The 23,462-nt window shown below is 68.9% G+C and carries 26 protein-coding genes, 1 tRNA gene and 1 pseudogene; 16 read left to right on the plus strand and 12 right to left on the minus strand.

From position 1 onward, the window contains the following. Nucleotides 1-506: 506 nt before the first annotated feature. The gene (locus IF12_RS0109690) at nucleotides 507-824 is read left to right on the plus strand and encodes a hypothetical protein (RefSeq protein WP_030157420.1); all 318 of its coding nucleotides are present in this window, start codon (nucleotides 507-509) and stop codon (nucleotides 822-824) included. Between the two features lie 37 nt (nucleotides 825-861). On the opposite strand, the gene IF12_RS0109695 is transcribed toward IF12_RS0109690, so the two are convergent. Then, nucleotides 862-1,713 (minus strand): NAD(P)H-binding protein, encoded by an 852-nt coding sequence (locus tag IF12_RS0109695; protein WP_030157421.1) that lies wholly within the window; start codon nucleotides 1,711-1,713, stop codon nucleotides 862-864. 81 nt (nucleotides 1,714-1,794) lie between these two features. On the opposite strand from IF12_RS0109695, the gene IF12_RS0109700 reads away from it, so the two are divergent. After that, nucleotides 1,795-2,205: a helix-turn-helix domain-containing protein gene (locus IF12_RS0109700; protein ID WP_030157423.1), complete on the plus strand. Its 411-nt coding sequence runs from the start codon at nucleotides 1,795-1,797 to the stop codon at nucleotides 2,203-2,205. Nucleotides 2,206-2,277: 72 nt separating this feature from the next. On the opposite strand, the gene IF12_RS0109705 is transcribed toward IF12_RS0109700, so the two are convergent. The 4 genes from IF12_RS0109705 to IF12_RS0109720 all read right to left on the minus strand — a co-directional run bounded on the left by IF12_RS0109705 (nucleotide 2,278) and on the right by IF12_RS0109720 (nucleotide 4,888). Continuing rightward, nucleotides 2,278-3,534 (minus strand): YeiH family protein, encoded by a 1,257-nt coding sequence (locus IF12_RS0109705; protein ID WP_035748742.1) that lies wholly within the window; start codon nucleotides 3,532-3,534, stop codon nucleotides 2,278-2,280. Beyond that, complete coding sequence (locus tag IF12_RS26140) at nucleotides 3,534-3,683, minus strand: hypothetical protein (RefSeq protein WP_166659572.1); 150 nt, start codon at nucleotides 3,681-3,683, stop codon at nucleotides 3,534-3,536. The genes IF12_RS0109705 and IF12_RS26140 overlap by 1 nt, the downstream gene beginning before the upstream one ends. A gap of 153 nt (nucleotides 3,684-3,836) precedes the next feature. Further along, nucleotides 3,837-4,085 carry a DUF397 domain-containing protein gene (locus tag IF12_RS22890; protein WP_035748743.1) on the minus strand — a complete coding sequence of 83 codons (249 nt, stop codon included), beginning with the start codon at nucleotides 4,083-4,085 and terminating at the stop codon, nucleotides 3,837-3,839. Further along, nucleotides 4,082-4,888 (minus strand): helix-turn-helix transcriptional regulator, encoded by an 807-nt coding sequence (locus tag IF12_RS0109720; protein WP_030157429.1) that lies wholly within the window; start codon nucleotides 4,886-4,888, stop codon nucleotides 4,082-4,084. Before IF12_RS0109720 ends, IF12_RS22890 begins: the two co-directional genes overlap by 4 nt. Before the next feature lie 217 nt (nucleotides 4,889-5,105). On the opposite strand from IF12_RS0109720, the gene IF12_RS0109725 reads away from it, so the two are divergent. The 11 genes and pseudogenes from IF12_RS0109725 to thpD all read left to right on the plus strand — a co-directional run bounded on the left by IF12_RS0109725 (nucleotide 5,106) and on the right by thpD (nucleotide 15,344). Beyond that, on the plus strand, nucleotides 5,106-5,426 hold the full coding sequence (locus tag IF12_RS0109725; RefSeq protein ID WP_030157431.1) for a hypothetical protein: 321 nt from the start codon (nucleotides 5,106-5,108) through the stop codon (nucleotides 5,424-5,426). Nucleotides 5,427-5,582: 156 nt separating this feature from the next. Further along, the gene (locus IF12_RS0109735; RefSeq protein WP_030157433.1) at nucleotides 5,583-5,837 is read left to right on the plus strand and encodes a hypothetical protein; all 255 of its coding nucleotides are present in this window, start codon (nucleotides 5,583-5,585) and stop codon (nucleotides 5,835-5,837) included. A 245-nt stretch (nucleotides 5,838-6,082) separates the two neighbouring features. Continuing rightward, a complete protein-coding gene (locus tag IF12_RS25585) occupies nucleotides 6,083-6,226 on the plus strand; it encodes a hypothetical protein (RefSeq protein ID WP_156036821.1) in 144 nt (47 codons plus the stop codon). A 21-nt stretch (nucleotides 6,227-6,247) separates the two neighbouring features. Beyond that, nucleotides 6,248-6,730 carry a hypothetical protein gene (locus IF12_RS0109745; RefSeq protein WP_030157435.1) on the plus strand — a complete coding sequence of 161 codons (483 nt, stop codon included), beginning with the start codon at nucleotides 6,248-6,250 and terminating at the stop codon, nucleotides 6,728-6,730. 636 nt (nucleotides 6,731-7,366) lie between these two features. After that, nucleotides 7,367-10,171, plus strand: a pseudogene (locus IF12_RS0109750) (CARDB domain-containing protein); the annotation flags it as partial. A 172-nt stretch (nucleotides 10,172-10,343) separates the two neighbouring features. Continuing rightward, nucleotides 10,344-10,907, plus strand: a complete 564-nt coding sequence (locus tag IF12_RS0109755) for a hypothetical protein (RefSeq protein WP_133884212.1) — start codon at nucleotides 10,344-10,346, stop codon at nucleotides 10,905-10,907. After that, nucleotides 10,904-11,857 carry a MazG family protein gene (locus IF12_RS0109760; protein WP_035748744.1) on the plus strand — a complete coding sequence of 318 codons (954 nt, stop codon included), beginning with the start codon at nucleotides 10,904-10,906 and terminating at the stop codon, nucleotides 11,855-11,857. Before IF12_RS0109755 ends, IF12_RS0109760 begins: the two co-directional genes overlap by 4 nt. 79 nt (nucleotides 11,858-11,936) lie before the next feature. Further along, the gene (ectA, locus tag IF12_RS0109765; protein ID WP_081913444.1) at nucleotides 11,937-12,587 is read left to right on the plus strand and encodes a diaminobutyrate acetyltransferase; all 651 of its coding nucleotides are present in this window, start codon (nucleotides 11,937-11,939) and stop codon (nucleotides 12,585-12,587) included. Between the two features lie 113 nt (nucleotides 12,588-12,700). After that, on the plus strand, nucleotides 12,701-13,990 hold the full coding sequence (ectB, locus tag IF12_RS0109770; RefSeq protein WP_051704200.1) for a diaminobutyrate--2-oxoglutarate transaminase: 1,290 nt from the start codon (nucleotides 12,701-12,703) through the stop codon (nucleotides 13,988-13,990). Then, a complete protein-coding gene (locus tag IF12_RS0109775) occupies nucleotides 13,987-14,397 on the plus strand; it encodes an ectoine synthase (RefSeq protein ID WP_030157447.1) in 411 nt (136 codons plus the stop codon). Before ectB ends, IF12_RS0109775 begins: the two co-directional genes overlap by 4 nt. A 47-nt stretch (nucleotides 14,398-14,444) precedes the next feature. Beyond that, the gene (gene thpD, locus IF12_RS0109780; protein ID WP_030157449.1) at nucleotides 14,445-15,344 is read left to right on the plus strand and encodes an ectoine hydroxylase; all 900 of its coding nucleotides are present in this window, start codon (nucleotides 14,445-14,447) and stop codon (nucleotides 15,342-15,344) included. Between the two features lie 83 nt (nucleotides 15,345-15,427). Here the strand turns inward: thpD and IF12_RS0109785 are convergent, their stop codons facing one another. The 4 genes from IF12_RS0109785 to IF12_RS0109800 form a co-directional block, all read right to left on the minus strand. Next, nucleotides 15,428-16,930, minus strand: coding sequence for a hypothetical protein (locus IF12_RS0109785; protein ID WP_133884213.1), 1,503 nt, complete (start codon nucleotides 16,928-16,930; stop codon nucleotides 15,428-15,430). Between the two features lie 18 nt (nucleotides 16,931-16,948). After that, nucleotides 16,949-17,461, minus strand: coding sequence for a SigE family RNA polymerase sigma factor (locus IF12_RS0109790; RefSeq protein ID WP_030157453.1), 513 nt, complete (start codon nucleotides 17,459-17,461; stop codon nucleotides 16,949-16,951). A gap of 110 nt (nucleotides 17,462-17,571) precedes the next feature. Continuing rightward, nucleotides 17,572-18,180 (minus strand): permease prefix domain 1-containing protein, encoded by a 609-nt coding sequence (locus IF12_RS23990; RefSeq protein ID WP_051704201.1) that lies wholly within the window; start codon nucleotides 18,178-18,180, stop codon nucleotides 17,572-17,574. Continuing rightward, nucleotides 18,177-18,494 (minus strand): PadR family transcriptional regulator, encoded by a 318-nt coding sequence (locus IF12_RS0109800; RefSeq protein WP_030157455.1) that lies wholly within the window; start codon nucleotides 18,492-18,494, stop codon nucleotides 18,177-18,179. The genes IF12_RS23990 and IF12_RS0109800 overlap by 4 nt, the downstream gene beginning before the upstream one ends. 68 nt (nucleotides 18,495-18,562) lie before the next feature. Here IF12_RS0109800 and IF12_RS0109805 point away from each other — a divergent pair, with 68 nt between their 5' ends. Beyond that, nucleotides 18,563-19,147: a hypothetical protein gene (locus IF12_RS0109805; protein WP_051704202.1), complete on the plus strand. Its 585-nt coding sequence runs from the start codon at nucleotides 18,563-18,565 to the stop codon at nucleotides 19,145-19,147. 126 nt (nucleotides 19,148-19,273) lie between these two features. After that, nucleotides 19,274-19,348, plus strand: a tRNA-Gln gene (locus tag IF12_RS0109810). A gap of 178 nt (nucleotides 19,349-19,526) precedes the next feature. Here the strand turns inward: IF12_RS0109810 and IF12_RS0109815 are convergent. Then, entirely contained in the window at nucleotides 19,527-19,910 is a 384-nt protein-coding gene (locus tag IF12_RS0109815; RefSeq protein ID WP_030157458.1) for a hypothetical protein, read from the minus strand. An 84-nt stretch (nucleotides 19,911-19,994) separates the two neighbouring features. After that, nucleotides 19,995-21,011: a LacI family DNA-binding transcriptional regulator gene (locus IF12_RS0109820; RefSeq protein WP_030157465.1), complete on the minus strand. Its 1,017-nt coding sequence runs from the start codon at nucleotides 21,009-21,011 to the stop codon at nucleotides 19,995-19,997. Nucleotides 21,012-21,324: 313 nt separating this feature from the next. On the opposite strand from IF12_RS0109820, the gene IF12_RS0109825 reads away from it, so the two are divergent. Continuing rightward, complete coding sequence (locus tag IF12_RS0109825; protein WP_030157467.1) at nucleotides 21,325-22,446, plus strand: glutathione S-transferase family protein; 1,122 nt, start codon at nucleotides 21,325-21,327, stop codon at nucleotides 22,444-22,446. 81 nt (nucleotides 22,447-22,527) lie between these two features. Here IF12_RS0109825 and IF12_RS0109830 read toward each other — a convergent pair whose 3' ends face one another. Further along, the gene (locus IF12_RS0109830) at nucleotides 22,528-23,427 is read right to left on the minus strand and encodes a DUF1996 domain-containing protein (RefSeq protein WP_030157468.1); all 900 of its coding nucleotides are present in this window, start codon (nucleotides 23,425-23,427) and stop codon (nucleotides 22,528-22,530) included. Nucleotides 23,428-23,462 lie beyond the last annotated feature (35 nt).

Genomic DNA, 23,462 nt, shown 5'->3' on the forward strand with positions numbered 1-23,462 from the left:
CCAGCGGCCCAAGGCGAACCAGTTCTGTCGGCTATCCGACAGACCGCGATGTGGAAACGCCGACCGGTGCCGCGAGCGGGTAAGCTGCACTGATAAATGAAGTGACCGTGCATATGCATGTGCAATATAACGAAAAGATAACAGGGCTCACTTCCCAGTGGTCTTCCTGGTCGCCAAGGGCGCTTCGTGCCATCCTCGACGAGACTCGCACTGCACCTTCAAGAGTTGCAGCATCGCCTCGCCGCATGAAAGCAGGTTGGCCACCATGCCGAAACGAGCGATCACCGTTCGCCTGGAAGAGCACGACTGGCAGGTCATCGCCGCGGTCGCCGCCGCACAGGGCACGGAGCCGGCCGCCTGGCTCGCCCGCGAGGCGCGCAGGGCCGCCCTCGCCGCCGAACTGCGGGAATGGAACCGGACGCAAGCACTCGAGAATCAGGACTGGCTCGAAGCCACCGAACACGAGTCCAGCGAGTTGTGGACCGGGGACGCCAAGGAGTTAAGCAATGCCGGAGCGGATGGCGCTGAAGCGCGGCGAGGTCTACATGCACACCCCTACCGGCAAGCGCGTGGTCGTGCTGTCGGACGACCGGTTCAACGCCGACTCCCACACCGGCAGAGTCCTCGTCGCCCCGCTCGGCCGACAACCCGGCCCCGCCTCCGTCCCCTGCGGGGAACAGGACCCGGTCTCGGGCTTCGTCCACATCGCCGAACTCGGCCAGGCCACGGTCGGCAGTCTCGCCGACTGCGCCTGCACCCTCTCCGGCCGCACCATGGAGCACCTCAACCGCGCCCTCGTCTCCCTCTTCGACCTCCCCTACTGACCCCGGTCAACCCCGAGACACCCCTTCTCCCGCAACGTCATCGCGACGATCGCCCCGCGACGATCCCCAGCGTCTCCCGCGGAGCCCGCCCCAGGAGCCCGGCCAAGTCCGTGCCGGTCCCGGCGAGGAACCCCGCCGAGATGTTCGAGTAGATCGACACCGAGTGCGCCACCTGGTACTCGAGCAGCCCCGCATCCCCGAGCGCTTTCCTGAACGCCCCCAACGAGACCGGCGCATAACGCACCGCCCCTGCCTCGCGGACGATCGCCGCCGCAATCTCGGCCCCGCTCAGCGCGCGCTCGCCCACCAGCTCGAAGACGCGCCCCGCGTACCGGTCGTCCTCCATCGACTCCAGCGCGACGCGAACCGCCGCCTCGGCCAGATCCTCCCGCGCCACCAAGGCGACCGCACCCTCTCCCATCGGCAGGTCGAGCACACCGCTCGCCGCCGCCGCGAGCGCCGACGGGACCAGCAGCTCGGCATAGAGACCGTTGCGCAGCACCGTGAACCGCAACCCGGACTCGGCCAGCAGACGCTCGGTCGCCCGGTGCGCCAACGCGATGCTCAGGTGATCGCCCGCTCCGGCCAGGCTCGTGTAGACGACGTGCCGCACCCCGGCCTCCCGCGCCGCCCCGATCGCGGCGGCATGGCGCGCCCGCACCACGTCGTCCTCGGCGTAACCCGCCGAGACCATCACCAGCACGCCGATCCCGTTGAACGCCTGGGACAACGAGGCGGCATCATCGAAATCGACTCGCCGGACCGGCATGCCCTCGCGTTCGAACGCCGACGTGTCGCGACTGCCCGCCACGACGTTCGCGCCGGCCTTGACGAGCCCGGCGTGTACGAGGGAGCCGAGCGCTCCCGAAGCCCCGGTGACCATGATCATCTCGCGGTGTCCTTCCTGTTGGAACCTGCTGCCACGCCCAATGGTGGGTAGCATTCGACTCCGGCGGAAGGAGGCACAGGAATGTCACCTGGGCACACGGCGGTAACCCTCCAGGCCGACAAGGCCGACGCGAACGGGCCTTGTGGTGAGGACCACTGCGGCATCCGCGAGGTGCTCGACCGCATCGGCGACAAGTGGTCCGTCCTCGCCGTGGTCGAGCTGACCAAGGGCGAGCGCCGATTCAAGGAACTCCAGCGGGCGATTCCCGGTGTCTCGCAGCGGATGCTGACCTTGACGCTGCGGCGGCTCGGCCGCGACGGCCTGGTCGACCGCACCGTCTTCCCCACCAACCCGCCGCAGGTCGAGTACCGGCTCACCGCCCTGGGCCGGAGCCTCTCGGGCCTGGTCGTGGCCATCGCCGACTGGTCCCGCGACCACCTGGACGAGATGGAGCAGGCCCGTTCCGACTGGGACGCAACGCATCCCGAGTGAACAGCAAGGCGGACACAACACGACCGCCGGCCCCGGGCTGGGTCCCGGAACCGGCGGTCAGAAGGCGCGACTCTAGACCACGAAGCCGCGGAACAGGATCGACGCCACGATCAGCGCGACGATCAGGTTGAACACGGCCGCACCGGTGAACACGGCGATGGGACGCCAACCGGCCTCGCGCAGCCGCGTCAGGCGGAACTCCAGCCCGATCGAGACGAACGCCAGGATCAGGAACCAGGTGCGCAGGTCGTTGACCACCGCGATGGTGTCCTTCCCGGCGTCACCGGCGGAGTTGAGGTACCAGGTGGCGACCACCGACGCGAGGATGAACCCGAGCACGAACTTCGGGAACCGGGTCCACACCGCGCCCAGGCCCGGACGCTTCGCGCCCGGCGTGCGGTCCACCTTGAAGGTGAAGTACGCGGTGAGCGCGACCGCCACGAGGCCCATGAGCACGTTCTGGGTGCTCTTGACGACCGCGGCGATCTGCAACGCCTCTTCGCCGACGATCGCACCGGCGGCCGCGACCGCGGCCGTGGTGTCGATGTTGCCGCCGATCCAGGCGCCGGCCACCGGCGCGGACAGGTCGAGCAGACCGGCCAGCCACGGCAGCAGGAAGATCGAGGGCAGCGCGATCAAGATGACCAGGCTCGCGGTGTAGGCGAGCTGCTCCTTGCGGGCGCGGACGGCGCCCGCGGCGGCGATCGCGGCGCTGACGCCGCAGATGGAGACGGCCGAGGACAGCAGCGCCCGCAGCTTGTCGTCCACGCCGAGGCGACCGGCCAGCCACCAGGTGAAGAAGAACACCAGGGGAACGACGATGAGCGCCTGGGCGATCGCCGGGGCGGCGGCGCGCGCGATGACGGACAGGTTGATCGACGCGCCCAGCAGCACCAGACCGGTCTTGATGAAGAACTCGGTCCGGAAGCCGTCAGACACCTTGTCGCGGATGCCCGTCAGCGAGATGACCAGGCCGCCGAGGAGGCCGAGGATGATCGCGTAGACGGGGTACTCGACCGCCGCGGCGAAGTCGCCGAACGAGGTGTCCGCGGCCCACTCGGGGACGGACTGCTCCAGGAAGCGGGTGATCGCGCCCAGCACGAGCACGATCAGCACGCCGAGGCCGATCAGCGCCCAGTGCGAACGCGGGGCGTCTTCCTCGGGTGGCGTGGAGTCGGTGGAATCGGTTGTGGGATCAGCGGATTCCGGGGCGGTGGAGGCATCGGGGGCGTCGAGGGCGTCGGGCGCGGCGTCTTCGACGGGGGAGGCGGTGGCCGTGGTCGCTTCGGACCCTTCGGCTTCGGCGGGGCTGGTGGGTTCGGCGGCCATTACGGGATCACTCCTTCGGGGATGACACCGATCAGGACGAGGGCCAGCAGGGCGAGGCCGACGATGACGGCGGCCCAGTCCTCGTTGATGGCTGTTCGGCCCGCCTTCTCTGGGGTGGAGGCGTTGTCGGAGGGGGTCTCACTGCTCACGGGGCACTTCCTTTCACGAAAGCAGACTTTTCCTATAGGAATAGTCGATCGCGAACCCAGAGTCAATACCCAGTTCATCTGATGGCACAAGATCCGGTGGTGGGAACGCGAACGGCCCCGCCGAAGGCGGGGCCGTTCGGGGGTCGAACCGGGCTATCGGTCGGTTTGCTGGAGCAATGCGGTGAAGTCGACGGTCTTCAGATCGAAGATCGGGGAGTCATCGCCAAGCTTGCTGTCCCGCACCTGGAAGCCAGCGCCAGCGGGCCGGGCCTCCACGCAGTTGCTGTTCTCGGCGCCGTTGCTCCGGCTCGACTTGCGCCAAGGGGCGACTCGCACCTCAACGCAGTCGCTGTTCGCGGTGCCTTGGCTCCGGCTCGACTTGCGCCACCCATCCTGGCTCATCGCTGGAACTCCTTCAGAGACTTGGCTTGTCGGAGCCCTCCCTCGAAGATCTGGTGGTACTTGCCTACGGCGTCACTGTTCTCGTAGAACCGCCGCTCGTAGGGGCTTTCCAGATATACGATGCTGGGCTCCTCGGTATTCCTGAAGGATAGTACGGAGTAGGGCACATCCATCAACGGATATGGTCCGTCTGCCAGCTCCAAGACCTTGATGGTCACATTTGGGTGTTCGTCGAGCTCCAACATGCGACTGAGTTGCTCGTCGTCGCAGCCGTTCTTGAGCACGGCCTCTGTGAGAAGGTACCGCAGTCTGATGGAGCCGAGCTTCTGAAGAAGCTCGGTTTGTCTTGCGAGACGATGCTCGATCAGCACCGGGATGCGCTCGCGCGACACTTCACTCCGTTCGAAGAGCCGGCGCATATAAAACTCGGTCTGGACTGGGCCCGGCACATACATCGTCTCGAACTGGTCGAGTCCTGCCGCCAGTCGCTCGAATTCCATGTATGCGTCCCAGCCTGAGTTCTCGACTGCGTGGCTGGGCTGGGCCCACATGTCATCGTTCACGTAGCGCCAGATGCGCTCCAGTTCGAACTGAATCTGGTCCGGGGCTCCGTAGTACCTGGCGAGCCTGCCGATGACCGCGTAGGTGAGTCTGGTGGGGACGCCGTTCTCGAGGCGTTTGAGCGTTCGCGTCGATCCCGCGATTGCCGCAGCCTCAGGATCAGTGACCTTCTTACCCGCCAATTCACGCTGCGCCGCAAGCTCGCGACCGACCTGCCTGCGAAGTTCAGAAACTGTCGACATCTTCTCAGTATCGCAACAACTACACATTGCGCAACCGCCACCCGCGCGCCGAACCGTATGGCAGTTTGGTTGGCCATACTGCCTTTTCCTTACGACCCGAGATCGATCGCTGGTCCTATCGCCAACCGTCCTACCAGGTGTTTCGGCTTGAGATTGCGGCGCATCTCTCCCTACTCTCGACTTCACGCCGCTGGAGCGAATGGGAGGAGCACCAGAGATGCGACACGAAACGACCAAGCGATACGCCGCGCCGGACCCGTTGGAGCGGGGAGGGTTCAGCGACGGCCGGCGCTATTTCAAGGTCCGGGCTTCGAGCGCCCAGGCACCGGACTCGTTCCAGGTCTACTCGGGCGACAACCGGGTGGACATCGTCGTGGTCGTCTCCGGCCTGGCTTCCGGAAGCCTCAGGGCCACTTGGGGAGACGGGTGGAGGACCGCGAGCGAGGAGTGGAAGTCCTGGGTGAAGGACCAGGGCTTCATGGTCTTCTACAACGGAGGTCCCGAGGAGCCCCGTCCGGTGAGGGTCTGCAATGGATGAGCGGGACAGGACTCCGGAGCCCGAGCGGGAGGCCGCAGACCCGGCCGAGGTGACCGGCGCGCCACAGGGTGGCCGTCTTACCGATCGCGATTGGTTCGACATCGCGGTGCGGCAGGTGCGGACGGGGCGTCGGTGGGCCCGGATGGATGAGCGTTGATGACGAATCGTCCGGTGTGCGGGTTCAACGCTGAAGGGCGGGCGTTTGTCGCGGAGACGTTCGTGAACACCCTGACCGGGCGGCAGTTCGCCGTCAGGGATCTCGCCACCGGCTTCACGGTCATGACGCGCAAGATCGATGAAGCCGCCGAGCTGTTCTGGACCGCTGGCTACGGCAAGGATGATCCGTTGTTGCGCAAGGCGATCGCGGTGAAGGCTGACGAGGCGTGCGCGCGTTTGCGCGGCGACGTTTGAGGCTTGGGCGGGGCGTGTCTTCCCAGGACCGCGCCCCTGCCCGATGAGTGTCCCCGGTGTTATCGGTTCGCACCGGGGACCGCAATAGTCGAGTTCAGGGTGGAGGGCTCGGCTTGGTCCCGCCGCACCCCCGGGCGGAGTTCGGGACCAAAAGTGGGGCCGCGGCCGAAGCGGTGATGTGCCGGCCGCGGCCCCTTCAGCACACCGATCCAACCTGCCGATCTTAGGGATCGCCGCGCATTGCCTTGGCCGAAGAACTCGCCGCACAGCTCGTGGCGAGCAAGCAGCAGATCGAGGAGCTGCGAGCAGAGGGTGCGGCGAGCCCGCGCGCCTTCGCGTATTCGGAAGAAGACGGAAGCGAGTCTGCGCTCCGCAGCGGCACCGAGTGAGGGCATTGGAAGAGGGATCGCATGAGCGTACGCGTCTGGTGGGACATCTCGGATGCCGAGTTGTCCTCGGCCGAGGAACTGGATGAGTTCATCCGCGAGCACAACGCGATGATCGCCCCGCAAGGGGTTCGAGCGTGGTCGCTGCTCATCGGCCCTTCCGGGTCTGCCATCGAGGACATGCCGCTGCGCCTCGACTTCGACGCCGATCCGGGATCGCCGCCGGTGACGACCGAAGCAGAGGCGAGCGCCAGGCTCAAGGCCGATCCGGAGGTGACCGGCACGGCGGCGGCCCGCTGGCTGCCGTCCGGCCTCAAGGCGGCAGAGGCCGGCCGTGAACCGAAAGCGCTGCGGGTGTGCGAGTCCTCGGATGAGGAGCTTGCAGACCTACCGGCCGAACTCGGAAGGCTCAGCTTCGCGGCGGCGCGCGCGCTGGCACGCGCGTATCTCGAAACGGGCGAGCGACCGGAGGCCGAAGGCGTGACATGGGATCTCGTGGAAGGCTGACCGGTTGCTCGCGCTGCGACCGGACCAGATTTGGCCGAGACCGTGAACCCCCGGGCATGAGGGTGGAGCGGCCCCGATCTTTGGGCGGCGTATGAGACCGGTCGGTCGGGCTCCACGACCACCGCGACCGGGCGAGCCCAGCCTCCGCGAATGCCGCGGCCCGCTTTTCAGTGCTCTCTTAGTTTGACGACTCGACTTTGCCGATCGCTCCCACTCGGGTCGTCGACACGCTTGCGTGATCGCGCGGAAACAAAGTATTGACAAGTGTAATTGGGCGGGATTAGAATCCTTTCTTAGGTATAGCGCTAAACCTTCGATCATCAGCCACTTCATACTCTCAAACCTTCCCTAAGATCGATGCTCATCGATCCTAATAATCGTGCGCGGAGCACCGCCGATCACCCTGGCTGTGCTGTGCGCCGACCCCCGGACCGCCCGATGGCGAGTCTGGATCGAGTGCGATCGCGTCCGCCCGCTCGGCGGTATTCGTGCTGCCCTGTGGAGGGTCGATCGCCAATTCCCCCTTACAAGGAGTCGATCATGAAACTCTCGCGCCTCGCTCTCGCGGCGACGACCTCGGTCGTCGCCGTGGTGGCAGCGCTCGTGCCGGTCGCGCCGGCACAAGCGGCCAACGGCACCGCCGCCGCCGCTGATCTGGCGGCGGACCGCCCGATCAGCGCCTCCTCCCAGGAGTTCGAATTCGCCGCCGAGAACGCCAACGACGGCGACCTCACCACCTACTGGGAGGGCCAGTCCGGGGCCTACCCGAGCGACCTCACCGTCTCGCTCGGCGCGAACGCCGAACTCGAAAGCATCGTCGTCAGCCTCAACCCCGACCCGATCTGGGCCTCGCGCACCCAGACGTTCTCGGTGCTCGGACGCGACCTCAACGGCGGCTCGTTCACCACGCTGGTGGATTCGGCCGCATACGAATTCGACCCCGCGAGCGGCAACACGGTGACCGTCCCCGTCACCGGCACCGCGGGCGAGGTCCGACTCTCCTTCACCGCCAACACCGGCGCGCCCAACGGCCAGGTCGCCGAACTCCAGGTGTTCGGCGTCCCCGCGGCCGCCGCCGACCTGGTCGTCACCGACCTCTCCTGGACCCCGGCCGCGCCCATCGAGACCGACGAGGTGACCCTCACCGCGAGCGTCGAGAACATCGGCGCGGTGGCCTCGGGCCCGACCGCCGTGGACCTCTTCCTCGACGGCGTCCTGCTCGGCACCGTGCCCGTCGGCGGCCTCGCCGCCGGGGACGGCGAGACCGTCTCGGCCGCAATCGGATCGCTCAACGCGGGCGAGCACGAAGTCAGCGCCACAGTGGACCCCGGCGCGCTGGTCGCCGAGAGCGACGAGGGCAACAACGACTACGCCGCACCCGACCCGCTCGCCGTGAGCGCGGTCGCGACCTCCGACCTCGTCGCCGCCGCGATCACCTGGTCGCCGAGCAACCCGACCTCCGGCGACGACGTCGCCTTCGCCGTCACCGTCGAGAACCAGGGCAGCATCGACGCCGCGACCGGCGCCCATGAAGTGACGCTCACCCTGACCGACAACGACACCGGCCAGGCCGTGCACTCCGCCACCGGCGCGCACGACGGAGCGATCGCCTCGGGCACGACCACGAGCCCCATCGCCCTCGGCACCTGGACGGCGGCCGACGGGGACTACACCGTCACCGTCGTCATCGAACCCGACGCGAACGAACTGCCCGTCAAGCAGGACAACAACACCGCTACCCGCACGCTCTCGATCGGCCGAGGGGCGAACCTGCCCTTCACGATCGAGGAGGCCGAACACGGCACCGTCGGCGGCGGCGCGCAGATCCTCGAACCCAACCGCGCCGTCGGCGACCTCGCGGGCGAGGCCTCCGGGCGCCAGGCCGTGGTGCTCGACGCCACCGGCGAATACGTCGAGTTCACGACCGCGAACAGCACCAACACGCTTGTCACGCGATTCTCCATTCCGGACGCTCCGGGAGGCGGCGGCATCGACGCCACCCTGAACATCTATGTGGACGGTGAACTGCTCCAGCCGATCGAGCTGACCTCGAAGTTCGCCTGGCTCTACGGAGCCGAGGCGAGCCCGAACAACTCGCCGAGCTCGGGCCCGGCGCGCCACGTCTACGACGAGGCCAACGTGCTGCTCGACGAGACGATCCCGGCCGGGAGCACCATCCGGCTCCAGAAGGACGCGGCCAACACCGCCGACTTCTACGCGATCGACTTCATCAGCCTCGAACAGGTCGCGCCGATCGCCAACCCCGACCCGGCGCGCTACGTCGAACCCGACGGGTTCACCCACCAGGACGTCCAGAACGCGTTGGACGCCTTCAGGATGGACACTTCGGGCGACCTGCTCGGCGTGTACCTGCCGGCGGGGGACTACACGACCGCGCAGAAGTTCCAGGTCTACGGCCAGGCCGTCGAGATCCTCGGCGCCGGGCCCTGGTACACCCGCTTCTACGCGCCGCAGGACCAGGAGAACACCGACGTCGGGTTCCGCACCGAGGCCACCGCGAACGGCTCCACCTTCGCCGGGTTCGCCTACTTCGGGAACTACACCAGCCGCATCGACGGGCCCGGCAAGGTCTTCGACTGGCAGAACGTCGCGGACATGACCATCGACGACACGTGGGTCGAGCACCAGGTCTGCATGTTCTGGGGCTCGAGCATCAGCGACTCGCAGATCACGAACTCGCGGGCGCGGAACCTCTTCGCGGACGCGATCAACATGACCAACGGCAGCAACGGGAACCTGTTGCAGAACATCGAGTCCCGCGCCTCGGGCGACGACAGCTTCGCGCTGTTCGCCGCCACCGACTCGGGCGGCGGGCACCAGACCGGCAACGTCTACGAGAACCTCACCTCGATCCTCACCTGGCGCGCCGCCGGGCTGGCGGTCTACGGCGGGTACGGCAACACCTTCCGCAACATCCACATCGCCGACACGCTCGTCTACTCGGGCATCACCATCAGCTCGCTGAACTTCGGCTACCCGATGGACGGCTTCGAATCCGACCCGCCCACCCGCTTCGAGAACATCTCGATCGTCCGCGCCGGCGGCCACTTCTGGGGCTCGCAGACCTTCCCGGGGATCTGGATCTTCTCGGCCAGCGAGACCTTCCAGGGCATCCGCGTGACCGACGTCGACATCGTCGACCCGACCTACGCGGGGATCATGTTCCAGACCAACTACGTCGGCGGCCAGCCCGAGAACCCGGTCACCGACACCGTGTTCACCGACGTGACCATCTCCGGGGCGCGGCTCAGCGGGGACGAGTTCGAGTCCAAGTCCGGCTTCGGCATCTGGGTCAACGAGATGCCCGAATCCGGCCAAGGCCCGGCCGTGGGCATCGCCGTCTTCAACAACCTCCAGCTGACCGACAACCACCAGGACATCAAGAACACGACCACCACCTTCGAGATCGTCATCAACTAGAAGAGAGGACGCCCGCCCCCAACCGGGGGCGGGCGTCCGCCGTTGGAAACCCCGACCGGCCGGCCCGCGCCGTCCGAATCCGGACGAGCCGGCAGCACCGGGGTGGGGGGATCGCGCGCGTTCAGGTATCGAGGCTAAGGTCACAGATGCAATTGAGTGGAAGGGAAGTGCTGTGCGCATCTTGAGAATGGCGGCGGCCGCCGCGGTCGGGCTCCTCGCGCTGGGCGCGTGCGGGAACGAACAGGGCACGGCCCTGTTCATCGGCGGCGAGCGGATCACCGAGACCACCGTCGACGGCTACGTGGACGAGTCGGTCGAACGCTGGGGCGACCCGGACCAGGAGCTGTACACCTACGACCTCTCCGGCAACCGGAACAGCGTCGTGCTCATCATGATCTTCTCCGAGCTCGGACACGCCGTCGGCCTGGACCCGGTACCCGGGGACGACGGTCTCCAGACGCTCATCAACGAGTACAACACCTACACCGGCGAGTTCTTCGAGCAGGCCGAGCCGCGCGAGCTCACCCAGGCCGAGATGGAGGCCGCCGTCGCGGCCGCCGCCACCAACGAGAACCTCGCCAACGCCTCGCTGGAGGACCTCCAGCAGCTCGCGGGCTACACCGACGACCTCAACGAGTACGTCGAGGAGTACGACATCTCGGTCAACCCGCGTTACGGCAAGCTGGATCTGGGCCCCCTCCCCAGCGTCTTCCCCGTCGAGGTCCCGCAGCGTTGAGCACCGTCACCTGGCTCCTGACCTCCCCTCGCATCCCCGCCGGACTCCTCAGCGTCGAGGCGTGGGACGCGCTCCACGAAGCCGAGGCCGTCGCCGCGTTCTTCGCCTCGCCCACGGTCGAGGCGATCCGCGACGCCGGCGTCGAGGTCGACCTCGTGGAGGACGCCGCCGAATTCCTGGAGGAGGGCGGCGTCTGGATCGTCGGCGAGGAAGGTGACGAGGACCTGCGCGAGGCCCTCGCCGAGTACGTCGCCGGCGGCGAGATCGACCTGGAGGTCGTCTACGGGTCCTGGGATCCGCCCGGCGCGCGCCTGCTCGACCTCGTCGAGGCCGTCGCGCGCCTCCACGCCGAGGACGGGTGCCCGTGGCACCGCGGGCAGACGCACGCGACCCTCGGCCCCTACCTGCTGGAGGAGTCCTACGAGGTCCTCGACGCCATCGCCGGCGGCGACGCCGAGGAGCTGCGCGAGGAGCTGGGCGACCTCCTGTTCCAGCCACTGCTGCACGCCTCGCTCGCCGAGGACTTCGACATCGACGACGTCGCGGGGGACCTCGTGGAGAAGATCGTCCGCCGCCACCCGCACGTGTGGGGCGACGCCGATCCCGAGGACCTGTACGAGAACTGGAACGAGGCCAAGGCCGCCGAGAAGCCCGACCGGGACCACCCGGCCGACGGCGTCTCCCGCCAGCTCCCTTCACTGGCCTTGGCCGCCAAGGTGATCGAGCGCTTCGACGACCAGGGCGAGCCGCTCGACCTGCCCGAACTGCCCGAAGGCGTCAAGATCGAGCCGGACGCGGTGGGCGACTTCCTGCTCGCCGCCGCGGCCGCCGCGAGGGCCGCCGGGGTCGACCCCGAGCTCGCGCTGCGCCGGGCGATCACCGAGCGGGCCGGGCTCGAACGCCTCGACCTCCAGGAGGCCGACGAAGAGGGGCACGAGCCGATCGCCTGACCTCGTTGTTCAATCAGAACTTCACAATAATGTGCTGTCAGCCTTAACAATCGCCCGGATCTTTGTTACGGTCGACCTCATGCCATCCGCAGACGCAAGTGCCGCGAGCCTGAAACGGCCCGGCACCCAGGTCCAAGGAACCGCCGACCCTACGGAACCGCTCGAACTGGGCGTTCCCACCCCCGCGGAAGGGGCGTCCCTGTGGACCCTCGCCCGCGAAGCGGGCGGACTCGACGTCAACAGCAGGTACGCCTACCTGCTGTGGTGCCGCGATTTCGCCGGCACCAGCGTCGTCGCCCGCGCCGGGGAGCGACCGGCGGGCTTCATCACCGGATACCGGCGCCCGGACGCACCCGACACGCTCTTCGTGTGGCAGGTCGCGGTCGGTCCCGACTTCCGCCGCCGCGGGCTGGCATCGCGCATGCTCGACCACCTGGTCGAGTCCCTGCGTCCCAAGGGGGTCCGCTTCGTCGAAGCCACCGTCACCCCCGACAACAAAGCGTCGCTGCAACTGTTCGCGTCCTTCGCCGAGGCGAGGGGCGCGACACTGACGCGCGACGTGCTGTTCTCCGAGCACGAGCTCGGCTCCGAACACGGACCTGAAGTGCTGCAAAGGATCGGGCCGCTCCTAGAGCGTCCCGGCAGCGCCGATCCGTTCTCCGGGTCGTTCGAACCGCACCCGTCCCGGCCCGCAGGGCCGAAGGACGAGCGCGGTCCGGAACCGGACTGAGCCCCGCCCTACCCGGGCACCGACATGTGCCGGCCCGGGTATGCGCCCTGCGTCGCGCCCGATGCGCCGCCGGGAAGCGGAGAACCGCTCGACAGGCCGACCGGAAGAGACTTATGCAGGTATTCGAACAGGTCGAATCACAAGTCCGCTCCTACTGCCGCAACTGGCCCACGGTGTTCGCCACCGCCAGGGGCAGTCGCATCACCGACGAGGACGGCAGGTCCTTTCTGGACTTCTTCGCCGGGGCCGGCGCCCTCAACTACGGGCACAACCACCCGGTGATCAAGGAGGCCCTGCTGGCCTACCTCACCGAGGACAACGTCGTGCACACGCTCGACACCTACTCCGGGGCCAAGACCCGCTTCCTGGAGGCGTTCCGCGACCTCGTGCTCGCGCCGCGGAACCTCGACTACAAGGTCCAGTTCCCCGGGCCCGCGGGCAACAACGCCGTCGAGGCCGCGCTCAAGCTGGCGCGCAAGGTCACCGGCCGCGAGACCGTCGTGTCCTTCACCAACGGCTTCCACGGCATGACCCTCGGGGCGCTCGCCGTCACCGGGAACTCGATGAAGCGCGGCGGTGCAGGCGTCGCGCTCAACAACACCGCGACCATGCCGTTCGACAACTACATGGACGGTCGCACCCCCGACTTCCTCTGGCTGCGAAGCCTTCTGGAGGACCCCGGCTCGGGCCTCGACAAGCCCGCCGCGGTCATCGTCGAGACCGTCCAGGGCGAGGGCGGCATCAACGTCGCCTCCGACGCCTGGCTGCGCGGACTCGAATCGGTCTGCCGCGAGCACGACCTGCTGTTCATCGTGGACGACATCCAGATGGGCTGCGGCCGTACGGGACCGTTCTTCTCCTTCGAGCGCTCCGGGATCAGCCCCGACATCGTGACGCTCTCGAAGTCCCTGTCGGGCATGGGCCTGCCGTTCGCGCTCACGCTCATGAAACCGCACCTGGACGTGTGGGAGCCCGGCGAGCACAACGGCACCTTCCGCGGCTACGCGCCCGCGTTCGTCACCGCCACCGCCGCGCTGGAGACCTTCTGGCGCAACGACACCCTCACCGACCAGGTCGCCGACAGCGCCGACTGGCTCGACGGCGAGCTGCGCGGCATCGCCGAGACACACGGCGACCTCGGCATCTCGACCCGCGGCCGGGGCCTCGCCCGCGGCCTGGTCTTCGACGAGCCCCGCCACGCCGCCCTGGTCTGCCAGGAGGCCTTCGCGAACGGCCTGCTCATGGAGACCTCCGGCGCCGAGGACGAGGTGGTCAAGTTCCTGCCGCCGCTGACGACCACGCGCGAAGAGTTCGAAGAGGGCACCGCCATCGTGCGCGAAGCGGTCGCCACCGTCGCCAAAGACCCCGAACTGCGGGGCGACGCGGGGGAGGAGCGCGCATGATCGTCCGCCGCCTCGAAGACCTCGTCGGGACCGACGCCGACGTCGAGGGCCACGACCGCGACCAGGCCCAGGGCACTTGGCGCTCCCGGCGCCTCCTGCTGGCCCGCGACGGCGTCGGCTTCTCGCTGCACGACACCGTCCTGTTCGCCGGCACCTCCACGACTATGCGCTACGCCAACCACGTCGAGGCCGTCTACGTCATCGAAGGGGCCGGCAAGCTCCACGACCACGAGACCGGCGAGGTCCACCTCCTCGCCCCCGGCACCATGTACCTCCTCAACGGCGGCGAGCGGCACACGCTGGAGGTCGACCGCGACCTGCGCTGCGTGTGCGTGTTCAACCCGCCCGTCACCGGCAGGGAGGTCCACGACAGCGAGGGCACCTACCCCCTCCTCCACGACGACTAGCGACGATCGCGCCACTTCACTTGCGGCGCAGTGAGGAGAGAACCATCATGTCGTCACCGTCAACCGCCACCACCGATCGCTACCCCACGCGGCGCTTCCGCGAGCCGCGACTGATCTACCGCACCGACGACCCCGCCGTGTGGGGCGCGCCCGAGGACGGGCCGCTCTCCGAGGCGCAGCTCGACGGGCACCAGAGCAACGGCTTCACGGCCGTGCCGCAGCTCCTCGAAGGCGCGGAGCTGCACGACGCCGAGACCGAGCTGGCGAGCCTCCTGCACGACCCGCGGCTCGACGGCGACGAGCGCGTCGTCCGCGAACGCGGCACCGACGAGGTCCGCTCGGTCTTCGACGTGCACCGGCTCTCGCCGTTCTTCGCCGCGCTGCTGCGCGACGAGCGCATCGTGGGCGTGGCCAGGCAGATTCTCGGCTCGGACGTGTACGTCCACCAGAGCCGCGTCAACTACAAGCCCGGCTTCGGCGGCGCGCCCTTCGAATGGCACTCCGACTTCGAGACCTGGCACGCGGAGGACGGGATGCCGCGGATGCGGGCTGTCAGCCTCTCGCTGGCGCTGACGGAGAACTACCACTTCAACGGCTCGCTGATGATCATGCCCGGCTCGCACCAGACGTTCGTCTCCTGCGTGGGCGCCACGCCCGAGGACAACCACAAGGCCTCGCTGGTGCGCCAGGAGGCCGGCACGCCCGACCACGGGTCGCTGCGCCTCCTCGCCGACAAGCACGGCATCCACCAGCTGACCGGCAAGTCCGGCTCGGCGGTGTGGTTCGACTCGAACTGCATGCACGGTTCGAACGGGAACATCACGCCGTTCCCGCGCTCGAACCTGTTCGTGGTCTTCAACAGCGTGGAGAACGCGCTGGAGGACCCGTTCGCGGCTGAGAAGCCGCGGCCCGAATACCTGGGCTCGCGTGACTGGCAGGTCCTCTAGAGGGGCGCGGGAACGGGGGCGCGGGCCCGGCTCTTACGAGCCGGGCCCGCGCCTGGTCTCCTTGCGGCCGAAGGCCTGCCCGATCAGGACCCGGGGATCACCGGCAGGTCCTCGGGGTCGTACTCCGGGGCGGGCATGGCGCGCAGGATCTCGGCGAGCTGGTCGGCGTCGATCGGCGCGTCGCCCAGCCAGTGGACCCAGATGCCGACCGCCCAGCCCTCGGGCGCGTACAGGGTCGCGTAGAACTCGTGCTCGGTGTACGCCTCCCAGTCCTCCTCCGGACCGGGCTCATGGTCCACCACCCGCTCCTCGAAGCCCCACTGCGTGCCGTTGTCGTCGCCCCAGATGTCGCACTGGAACTCCTCCTTGCACACGTGGATCTCAGGGCCCCGGTCGTTGAAGTCCGAGGCCCCCGGCACCCAGCCGCCCGGCAGGTAGTACCGCAGGTCGAAGTACACGTCCGAGACCGCGCCGTCGTCGATCGTCTCGAACGGCAGCGTCCCGTTGGCCGAATACGAGCGGATCGCGACCGCCCCGCGGTCCATGAGGCCCAAGGTGACGGGCGCGCCGCCGCTGAGCGTGGACCCGGGGAGGACCGACTGGAGCGCGTCCGCGGCGGCCGCGTAGGTGTCGGAGGCCGCCGACCGCGCCTCGCCCGAGTACACCCAGGCGTCGGCCGGGTCCCAGACCCAGCTCGTCGGGATGTCCCGGAGCTCCCCGACCGGGGTGAGGCCGGTCGTGTCGAACTCGAACTCCGGCATCGCGACCACCGCGTCGGTGAGGTCGTCCAGGTCGACCGCGTGGGTCTCGCCGGAGCAGTCGACGTCCCAGCTCACCCGCAGGCCCGTGCCGTTCGGATAGAGGACGGCGAGGTCGTAGGCGCAGCCGTGGTCGGCGACGAACAGCGTCCGGCCGTCGTCGAGCTCGGTGCTCTCGAACGCCGGCGCCTGGTCGGTGTAGTGCGGGACGTCCCCGATGAGGTGCTGGGGGAACAACTGCTCGGTCACCGGCCCCGGCTCGGCCGTCCACCCGCCGGGGAGCAGCGCCTCGACGCTGAAGACCGGCCGCAGCTGCGACCCGACCTCGTCGGCGGCCACGCCCGCGTAGCTGCGCAGCCAGGTCTGCCCGTAGTTGCCGGGCCGCTGGAGCGGCCTGATCATGAACTCCTCACCGAGCGCGTTCAGCACGCCCGATTCGGCCAGGAGCGGCGCGAACGCCTCCTCGACGGCCTCGGAGACCATCGCCTCCTCGGGCGCGTAGTACTCGGACGCCCAACCGTCCTGGTACCGGTAGCCGGCCATCGAGGGTTCCCCGAGGAACTCCTCGGCGGGGCCCGGGCCCTCCTCGGCGGCGGTCGGGTCGGCGGGGTCGGGAGCGGTGACGGGCGCGCCGCCGATGGACAGGGCCAGGACCGCGGCCACGGCGGCCACACCGGCCGTCGCGGCCCCGCCGAGCACGGCGCGGTGGCGGCGGCGCGCGCGGTAGCCGTCTTGCACGATGCGGTCGAGGTCGAGCGCCGCGGGCGGCGGCGCCTCGGCCGACATGGCCTTCTGGAACATCGCCCCAGGATCGTCTTGCGTATGCATGATGGTCGCTTTCTTCCGCTAGGCCCGGGCGGGGACGACGGGATCGGTGAGGAACTGCTTGAGCTTGTGCAGCGCCTTCGCCGACTGGCTCTTCACCGTTCCCGTCGAGCAGCCCATGGCGGTGGCGGTCTCGTCAACGGACAGTTGCTCCCAGTACCGCAATACGAGGGTCGCGCGTTGCCTGGGCGGCAGCCGGTTCAAGGCGGCGACCAGTTCGAGGCGCGCGTCCACCGCCTCCTGCGGGCGGTCGATCGCCACGGTCGGCGGCTCGGCGGCGGTGCGCTCGCGGCGCACCCAGCTGAGGCGGCGGTGGGAGAGGTAGACGTTCGTGACGATCTTGCGCGAGTACGGCGAGACGCCGCCCGGTTCGACGCGAGCCCAGGCGGCGAACAGCTTCGTCAGCGACTTCTGCACGATGTCGTCGGCCTCGTACCAGTCCCCGCACAGCAGGTACGCGTAGCGGCGCAGGCTGTCTCGCTGTGCGAGTGCGAAGGACCGGAACTCGGCTTCCTGCTGCTCCTTTGGCTTCACTTGGCCTCTTTCAGATGACGGGTCGGGGCGGGCCCGCCCCGCGCAGGGGAGGCCCGACACGCTTATTACGCCCGCCGCGTGGCCCGGGGTTGTCCGCGGGAGCGAAACGTTCAGATCGCGGTGCGGCCCACGCGCAGCGCCCTGACCGCCGAGACCGCGATCCAGGCCGCGCCGACCGCCGAGCCCGCCGAGAGCCACCACCACGACGCCGGGTCGAGCCCGGGCGGACCCGAAGCGCCGATGGCCGAGATGGCCGCCGAGCAGCCCAGGGCCACCGTGATCTGGACGAGCCCGGCCGCCCCGCACAGGGCGGCGGCCCGCCGCTCCAGGCGACCGGCGACCACGAGCGCGGCGACGGTGAACGCCGAGGCCGTGGCGAGATCGGTGAGCCTCGCGAGCAGCACTACTGCGAGGGCCGGTTCGCCGTCGCCGCCGAACAGGTCCCACATGATCGTCAAGGCGGGCAAGGCGATCAAGAGGGTCCACGCGGTGCGGCGGGCCTGGGCGGCCGCGAGCTCGCGCTGGATCTCGGCGGCGACCAGCCGCGGCTCCCCGAACTCCGCGGCCGCCTCGGCGAGCGCCCGGTCCCGGCCCAGCCCCGCCGCCTCGCGTTCGGCGACCGCCTCCTCGAAGCCGTCGCCGAGCTCGGCGACCATGTCGGCGCGCAGCCGCCTGGGGCCGCGCAGCGGCGCGGCCACCGAGGCGACGTAATCGCTCATGCGCCCAGGACGGAGGCCATGACCTCCCTCAGGGCGAGCCAGTCCGCCCGGCCCTTGGCCAGGGCGATGAGCCCTTCGGCGGTGATCGCGTAGACCCGCCGGCGCCGCCCGCCCGCCTGCGTCCACTTCCCCTCCACGTACCCGGACCGCTCCAGGCGGCGCAAGGCCGGATAGACCGTGCCGCTGGGCAGGTCGAGCTGCTCGCCGCTGGTCTCGCGCAGCGCGGCGATGATCGCGTAGCCGTGGGCCTCACCGCGTTTGAGGGTCGCCAGGATCAAGGTGTCGAGCTGGCCGTGAATGCCGTCAGCGTCCATGGCCCCAGCCTACGCCCCCATAGGTAGACGGCCTTGATATGTAGCGAGACTACATATAGCCTGTCTACATGAAGAGAAACCTCCACCTCACCTCACTGATCGCCGGGCCCCTGCTCGGCGCGATCGCGACCTTCTACTGGACCGGCGACCGCTACGGCGTCACCGCCAGCGTCCTCCTCATGTTCAGCACCGTCGCCTGGATCTACGGCCTCCTCGGCGTCTGGGAACGCGTCGCCGAACACAAGCCCTGGCTCGGCGGCACCGGCATCGTCCTGGCCCTCGCCGGCTTCACCGGCGGCATGGCCTTCAGCCTCCAGGGCTTCTTCGAGGCGATCTTCGACATCTCCGGGACCGCCTCCCTCGACGCCGCCGCCGAACACCCCGTCGCGGCCGCGCTCGTGCTCTGGCTCCCCGGGCCGGCCTTCCCGCTCTGCCTCGCCGCGCTCGGCGTTTCGCTGACCTGGACGCGGCTCGCCCCGTGGTGGCTCGGCGGCCTCCTCGTCCTCTCCGCCGTGGCCTTCCCGCTGAGCCGCATCACCCGCACCGAGGCGATCGCGCACGTCGCCGACCTGCTCATCCTGGCGTCCTTCGTCGCGCTGGCCCTCGTCTACCTGCGCACCGACCTGCGCCGGGCCGCACCGGAAACCGCCTGACCCGCGACGCCCCGTGCCCCGCCGCCGGGTGGTTCCGATCACGGGAACCCGTTTGTAGGGGCACGGGCGCATCCGGTACAGTTACATCCCGTCGGCGCCACTAGCTCCAAAGCGCCTGGACACCATTGGGGTATGGTGTAATTGGCAACACGGCTGATTCTGGTTCAGTTGTTCTTGGTTCGAGTCCAGGTACCCCAGCCAAATTTGCTTTATCAAAACAAACGGGCCCGCCATGCGGGCCTTTTGTTTTGCCCTCTTCCCGCTCTATTCCCGGTGCTCGATTGAACGCCCACAGCGGGGCGACCGGATGCGTTGTCCGAACCGCGGCACGCTCATGGCCCGAGTCGGAGCGCTTCGGTGACGCCCCCGATCGACGGGTTCAGGCGGTCAGGCCCACGTAGAGAAACAGGATGGCCAGCACCGCGACCGTGGGGGTCACGAGGGCGCGTTCGTGCTTGCTTCGGGAGAGGGCGTTCAGGGGGATGTTGAGGATGAAGAAGACCGTCACCACCCAGAAGGCGACCGTGGCCCATCCGGCCTGACCGAAAGGGCTGACCACTGCGGCCTTGTCGAGCATCAGCAGGATGATGAACACGTAGATCGGGATGGCGAGCGCGCTGCCGATGCGGAACCTGGTCGGGAGCACCCTGTGGGCTCCGCCCCAGGAGAAGTGGCCGATGGGCGCGCCGAGCGCCAGCATCGCCTGGAAGACGACGAGCGCGGCGAGGAGGACTGTGGCGAGGACCGCGGCTGAGGTGAGCATGGTCCTCACAGTAGCGGTTCGCACCGTGTCGCGCTGTCCAGCGGAATCGCCGCCGCCAAGCCGGTACCGTTGCGCGCGTGGGGTTCAGGGGCGGGGGTCGGCTATGGATTCTCTGTTGACGAATTCTGTGGGGAGGATGAGCTCGGTGTTCTCGGCGTCGCCCTCTATGACGTCGAGGAGCATCCTGACCGCTCGCATCCCCATGTCCGACATGGGGCTTCGGACGGTCGTGAGCGCCGGGGTCGGCAGGTCGGCGCCGAAGATGTCGTCGAAGCCCACGATGCTCAGGTCCCCGGGCACGTCCACCCCGTGCTCGCGGCACGCGCGCAGCAGTCCGAGCGCGACGAGGTCGTTATAGGCCAGTACCGCGGTCACGCCAGAGGCCTTGATCAGGGGGAAGGCGTCCACGCCGCCCTCGCGGGTCGGCGCCGACGACTGGATCTCCACTATGGAGAGATCCTTGTCCGCGGCCAGGTCGAACGCGGTGAGCCAGCGCATCCCGTTCATCCACGAGGCCTCGGGCCCCGCCAGGTAGGCGATGCGCCGGTGTCCGTGGCGGTGCAGCAGCTCGACCGCCTCGGTGATCCCCGGGCGCACGTCCGGGACGACCGCGGACACCCCCGGGACCAGCCGGTTCACGGCCACCAGCGGTTTGACCGAGGCCAGTTCCTGGATCTGGCCGTCGTCGAGTCGCGAGGCGACCAGGAGCAGCCCGTCCACGGCCACCTGGAGGCGCTCGGCGGTTTCGCGTTCGAGCTCGGAGGACTCCTGCGAGTCGGCGAAGATCAGGGTCGCGCCGTTCTCCCTGGCGATGCGCTCGGCGCCGCGGACCAGGTCGAAGTACACGGGGTTGGTGAGGTCGGAGACCAGCAGCGCGAGCGTGCCGGTCTTGCCGGTGGGCAGCGCGCGCGCCATCGGGTTGATGCGGTATCCCAGCTCAGCGGCGGCCTCGCGGATGCGTCGCTCGGTGTTGGCGCTCAGCCGGCCCGGCTTGTTCAGGGCGCGGGAGACCGTGGAGGGGCTGACCCCGGTGGCCCTGGCGACGTCGTAGATCGTGGCCGGGCCCTTGCCTTTCGGCGTCGATCGGTCTTTCTCGCCCATGCCACCCCTCTCCCCGGACGCGGAACCGCGGCGGTGCTCCTCCCGCCTCGCTGCGGCGAACCCGCCGAGCCCGCTGATCATAGCGAGCCCGAACCCGCCTCGCGTCGAGGCCGAAGCGCTTTCCATCGCGCTCCGGCCCTGAACGGGGCGAAGCCCGACCGACGCCCCTAGGGGACGAGCCGGGCAAGTAATATCAATTGATATGTTTCTATATTTTTCGGCCGCTGTCGACCCCGACGACCCGACGGGCCACCCGCAGTGCGAACCGCACGCTCTCGCCTTCTCGGCGGCCGAAAATGCGTACGCTGAACCCATGGCACCGAGCGAAACCGAGCAGACCTACTCCACCAAGGGCGCGTACGTCTCCGGCGAGGAGTTCACCCGGGACACCAACTACATCGAGGACCGCGTGGTCGCCGACGTCGAGGCCGTCCGGGCCGCGCCGGTCGAGCCCTCCTCGACCATCGGCGACCCCCGCATGGCGGGCCTCACCGAAGGGGCCGAGGCCTGGCCGGTCGAGGCCGGCCGCTACCGCCTCGTCGCCGCGCGGGCCTGCCCCTGGGCCCACCGGTCGATCATCATCCGCCGGCTCCTCGGCCTCGAACCGGTCCTCTCGCTCGCCACCCCCGGGCCGGTCCACGACGTGCGCTCCTGGACCTTCGACCTGGGCCCGGGCGGGCGCGACCCCGTGCTCGGCACCGAACGCCTCCAGGAGCACTACTTCAAGCGCTTCCCCGACTACCCGCGGGGCATCACCGTGCCCGCCCTCGTCGACGTGCCCTCGGGGAGGCTCGTCACCAACAACTACCCGCAGCTGAGCCTCGACCTGTCGACCCAGTGGGCCGCGTTCCACCGCGAAGGCGCCCCCGACCTGCTCCCCGAGGACTCGATCGACGACATGATGCCGGTCGTCAAGCGGATCTTCACCGAGGTCAACAACGGGGTCTACCGCGCCGGCTTCGCCGGGTCGCAACGCGCCTACGAGGAGGCCTACGAGCGGCTCTTCACCGCCCTCGACTGGCTGGAGGAGCGCCTCTCCGGGCAGCGGTACCTCATGGGCGACCACCTCACCGAAGCCGACGTCAGGCTCTTCACCACCCTGGTCCGCTTCGACCCGGTCTACCACGGCCACTTCAAATGCAACCGCAACAAGCTCACCGAGATGCCGGCCCTGTGGGCCTACGCCCGCGACCTGTTCCAGACCCCCGGCTTCGGCGACACTGTGGACTTCGACCAGATCAAACGCCACTACTACGTCGTGCACGAGGATCTCAACCCCACCCGGATCGTCCCCAGCGGGCCCGCGCTCGAGAACTGGCTCTCCGACCACGGCCGCGAGCGCCTCGGCGGCTCGCCCTTCGGCGCGGGCACCGCCCCCGGGCCCGTCGCGGCCGAGGAGCGCCCGCCGGGCGCGAACCCGCTCTACGCGCGCTGAACCGGGCGGGACCGGGGTTCTCGAACCCTCCCCGGTCCCGCCCGTCGTTCCGGGCCGCGCCGGCAGACGCAGCGGCCCGGGTTACCGGATCAGCTCGTAGTTCTCGTCCAGGACCGATCCGCGGTCGGGCTTGTACAGGTCGAACCCGCGCGAATCGCACTGGAGGCCGCCGTTGATGCAGTGCTCGACCATCGCCGCGAGCGTCTCGGGCTCCCAGGCGTTGAAGAAGTCGTAGTGCCACGACGACCCCTGCCCGCTAGAAAGCTCCACTTGCGACAGATCGCCGCTCACCGGCCAGTGGATCTTGAACTCGATCATCGGCACCGCGACCGGGTGCGTGTCCGGGCACGAGCCCTCGACGGGGTAGGCCATGTGGCTCTTGTGGTTCTCCGAGTCGAGGTTCACCCCGTCCCAGCAGCTCGGCGACTGGTAGCGGATGTTCAGCCACGAGTCCTCCGGGCACCACTCGGGGATGTCCCAGTTGAAGTAGCTCTCCCCGCACTCGTAGCCCTCGACCGTGCCCGGCGCGTCCTCGAACTCGCCCGGGGTCGCCAGCATGTCGCCGGCGACGAACCGCAGCCCCTGCGGGAACGGCTCCACAGTGGTGTAGTCCTCCACGCCCGACTTGTAGTAGACGACGAGCTGCCATTCGGTCAGGATCGGCTCGTCGCCGTCGAACAGCGTCGGGAACCAGTACGCCGACTTGTCGTCGGGCACCAGGCAGGTCGTGTCGCCCTCCAGCAGAGACTCGGTGGTCGTGTACGCGTCGGTGGTGGTGTTGCCGATGAAGGTGTGGTCGTGGGAGGCGCCGGGCCGCCCGGGGTAGACGATCGGGTCGTTCTCGGCCGCGTGGCTCACGGTGCAGTTGGCCTGGAACTCGTGGTGGGTCACCTCGTCGGCCGAGGCGTTCGGCGCGACGATCATGGCCGTCGTCGCCGCCGCGAGGGCCACTGCGGCGAGCGCGGCGAGTCTCGCTCTCATGTCGGACTCCTTTCGGTTGGGGCGGGCCGCGATCG

The organism is Glycomyces sp. NRRL B-16210, from assembly GCF_000719515.1.
Classification (GTDB): Bacteria; Actinomycetota; Actinomycetes; order Mycobacteriales; family Micromonosporaceae; genus Glycomyces.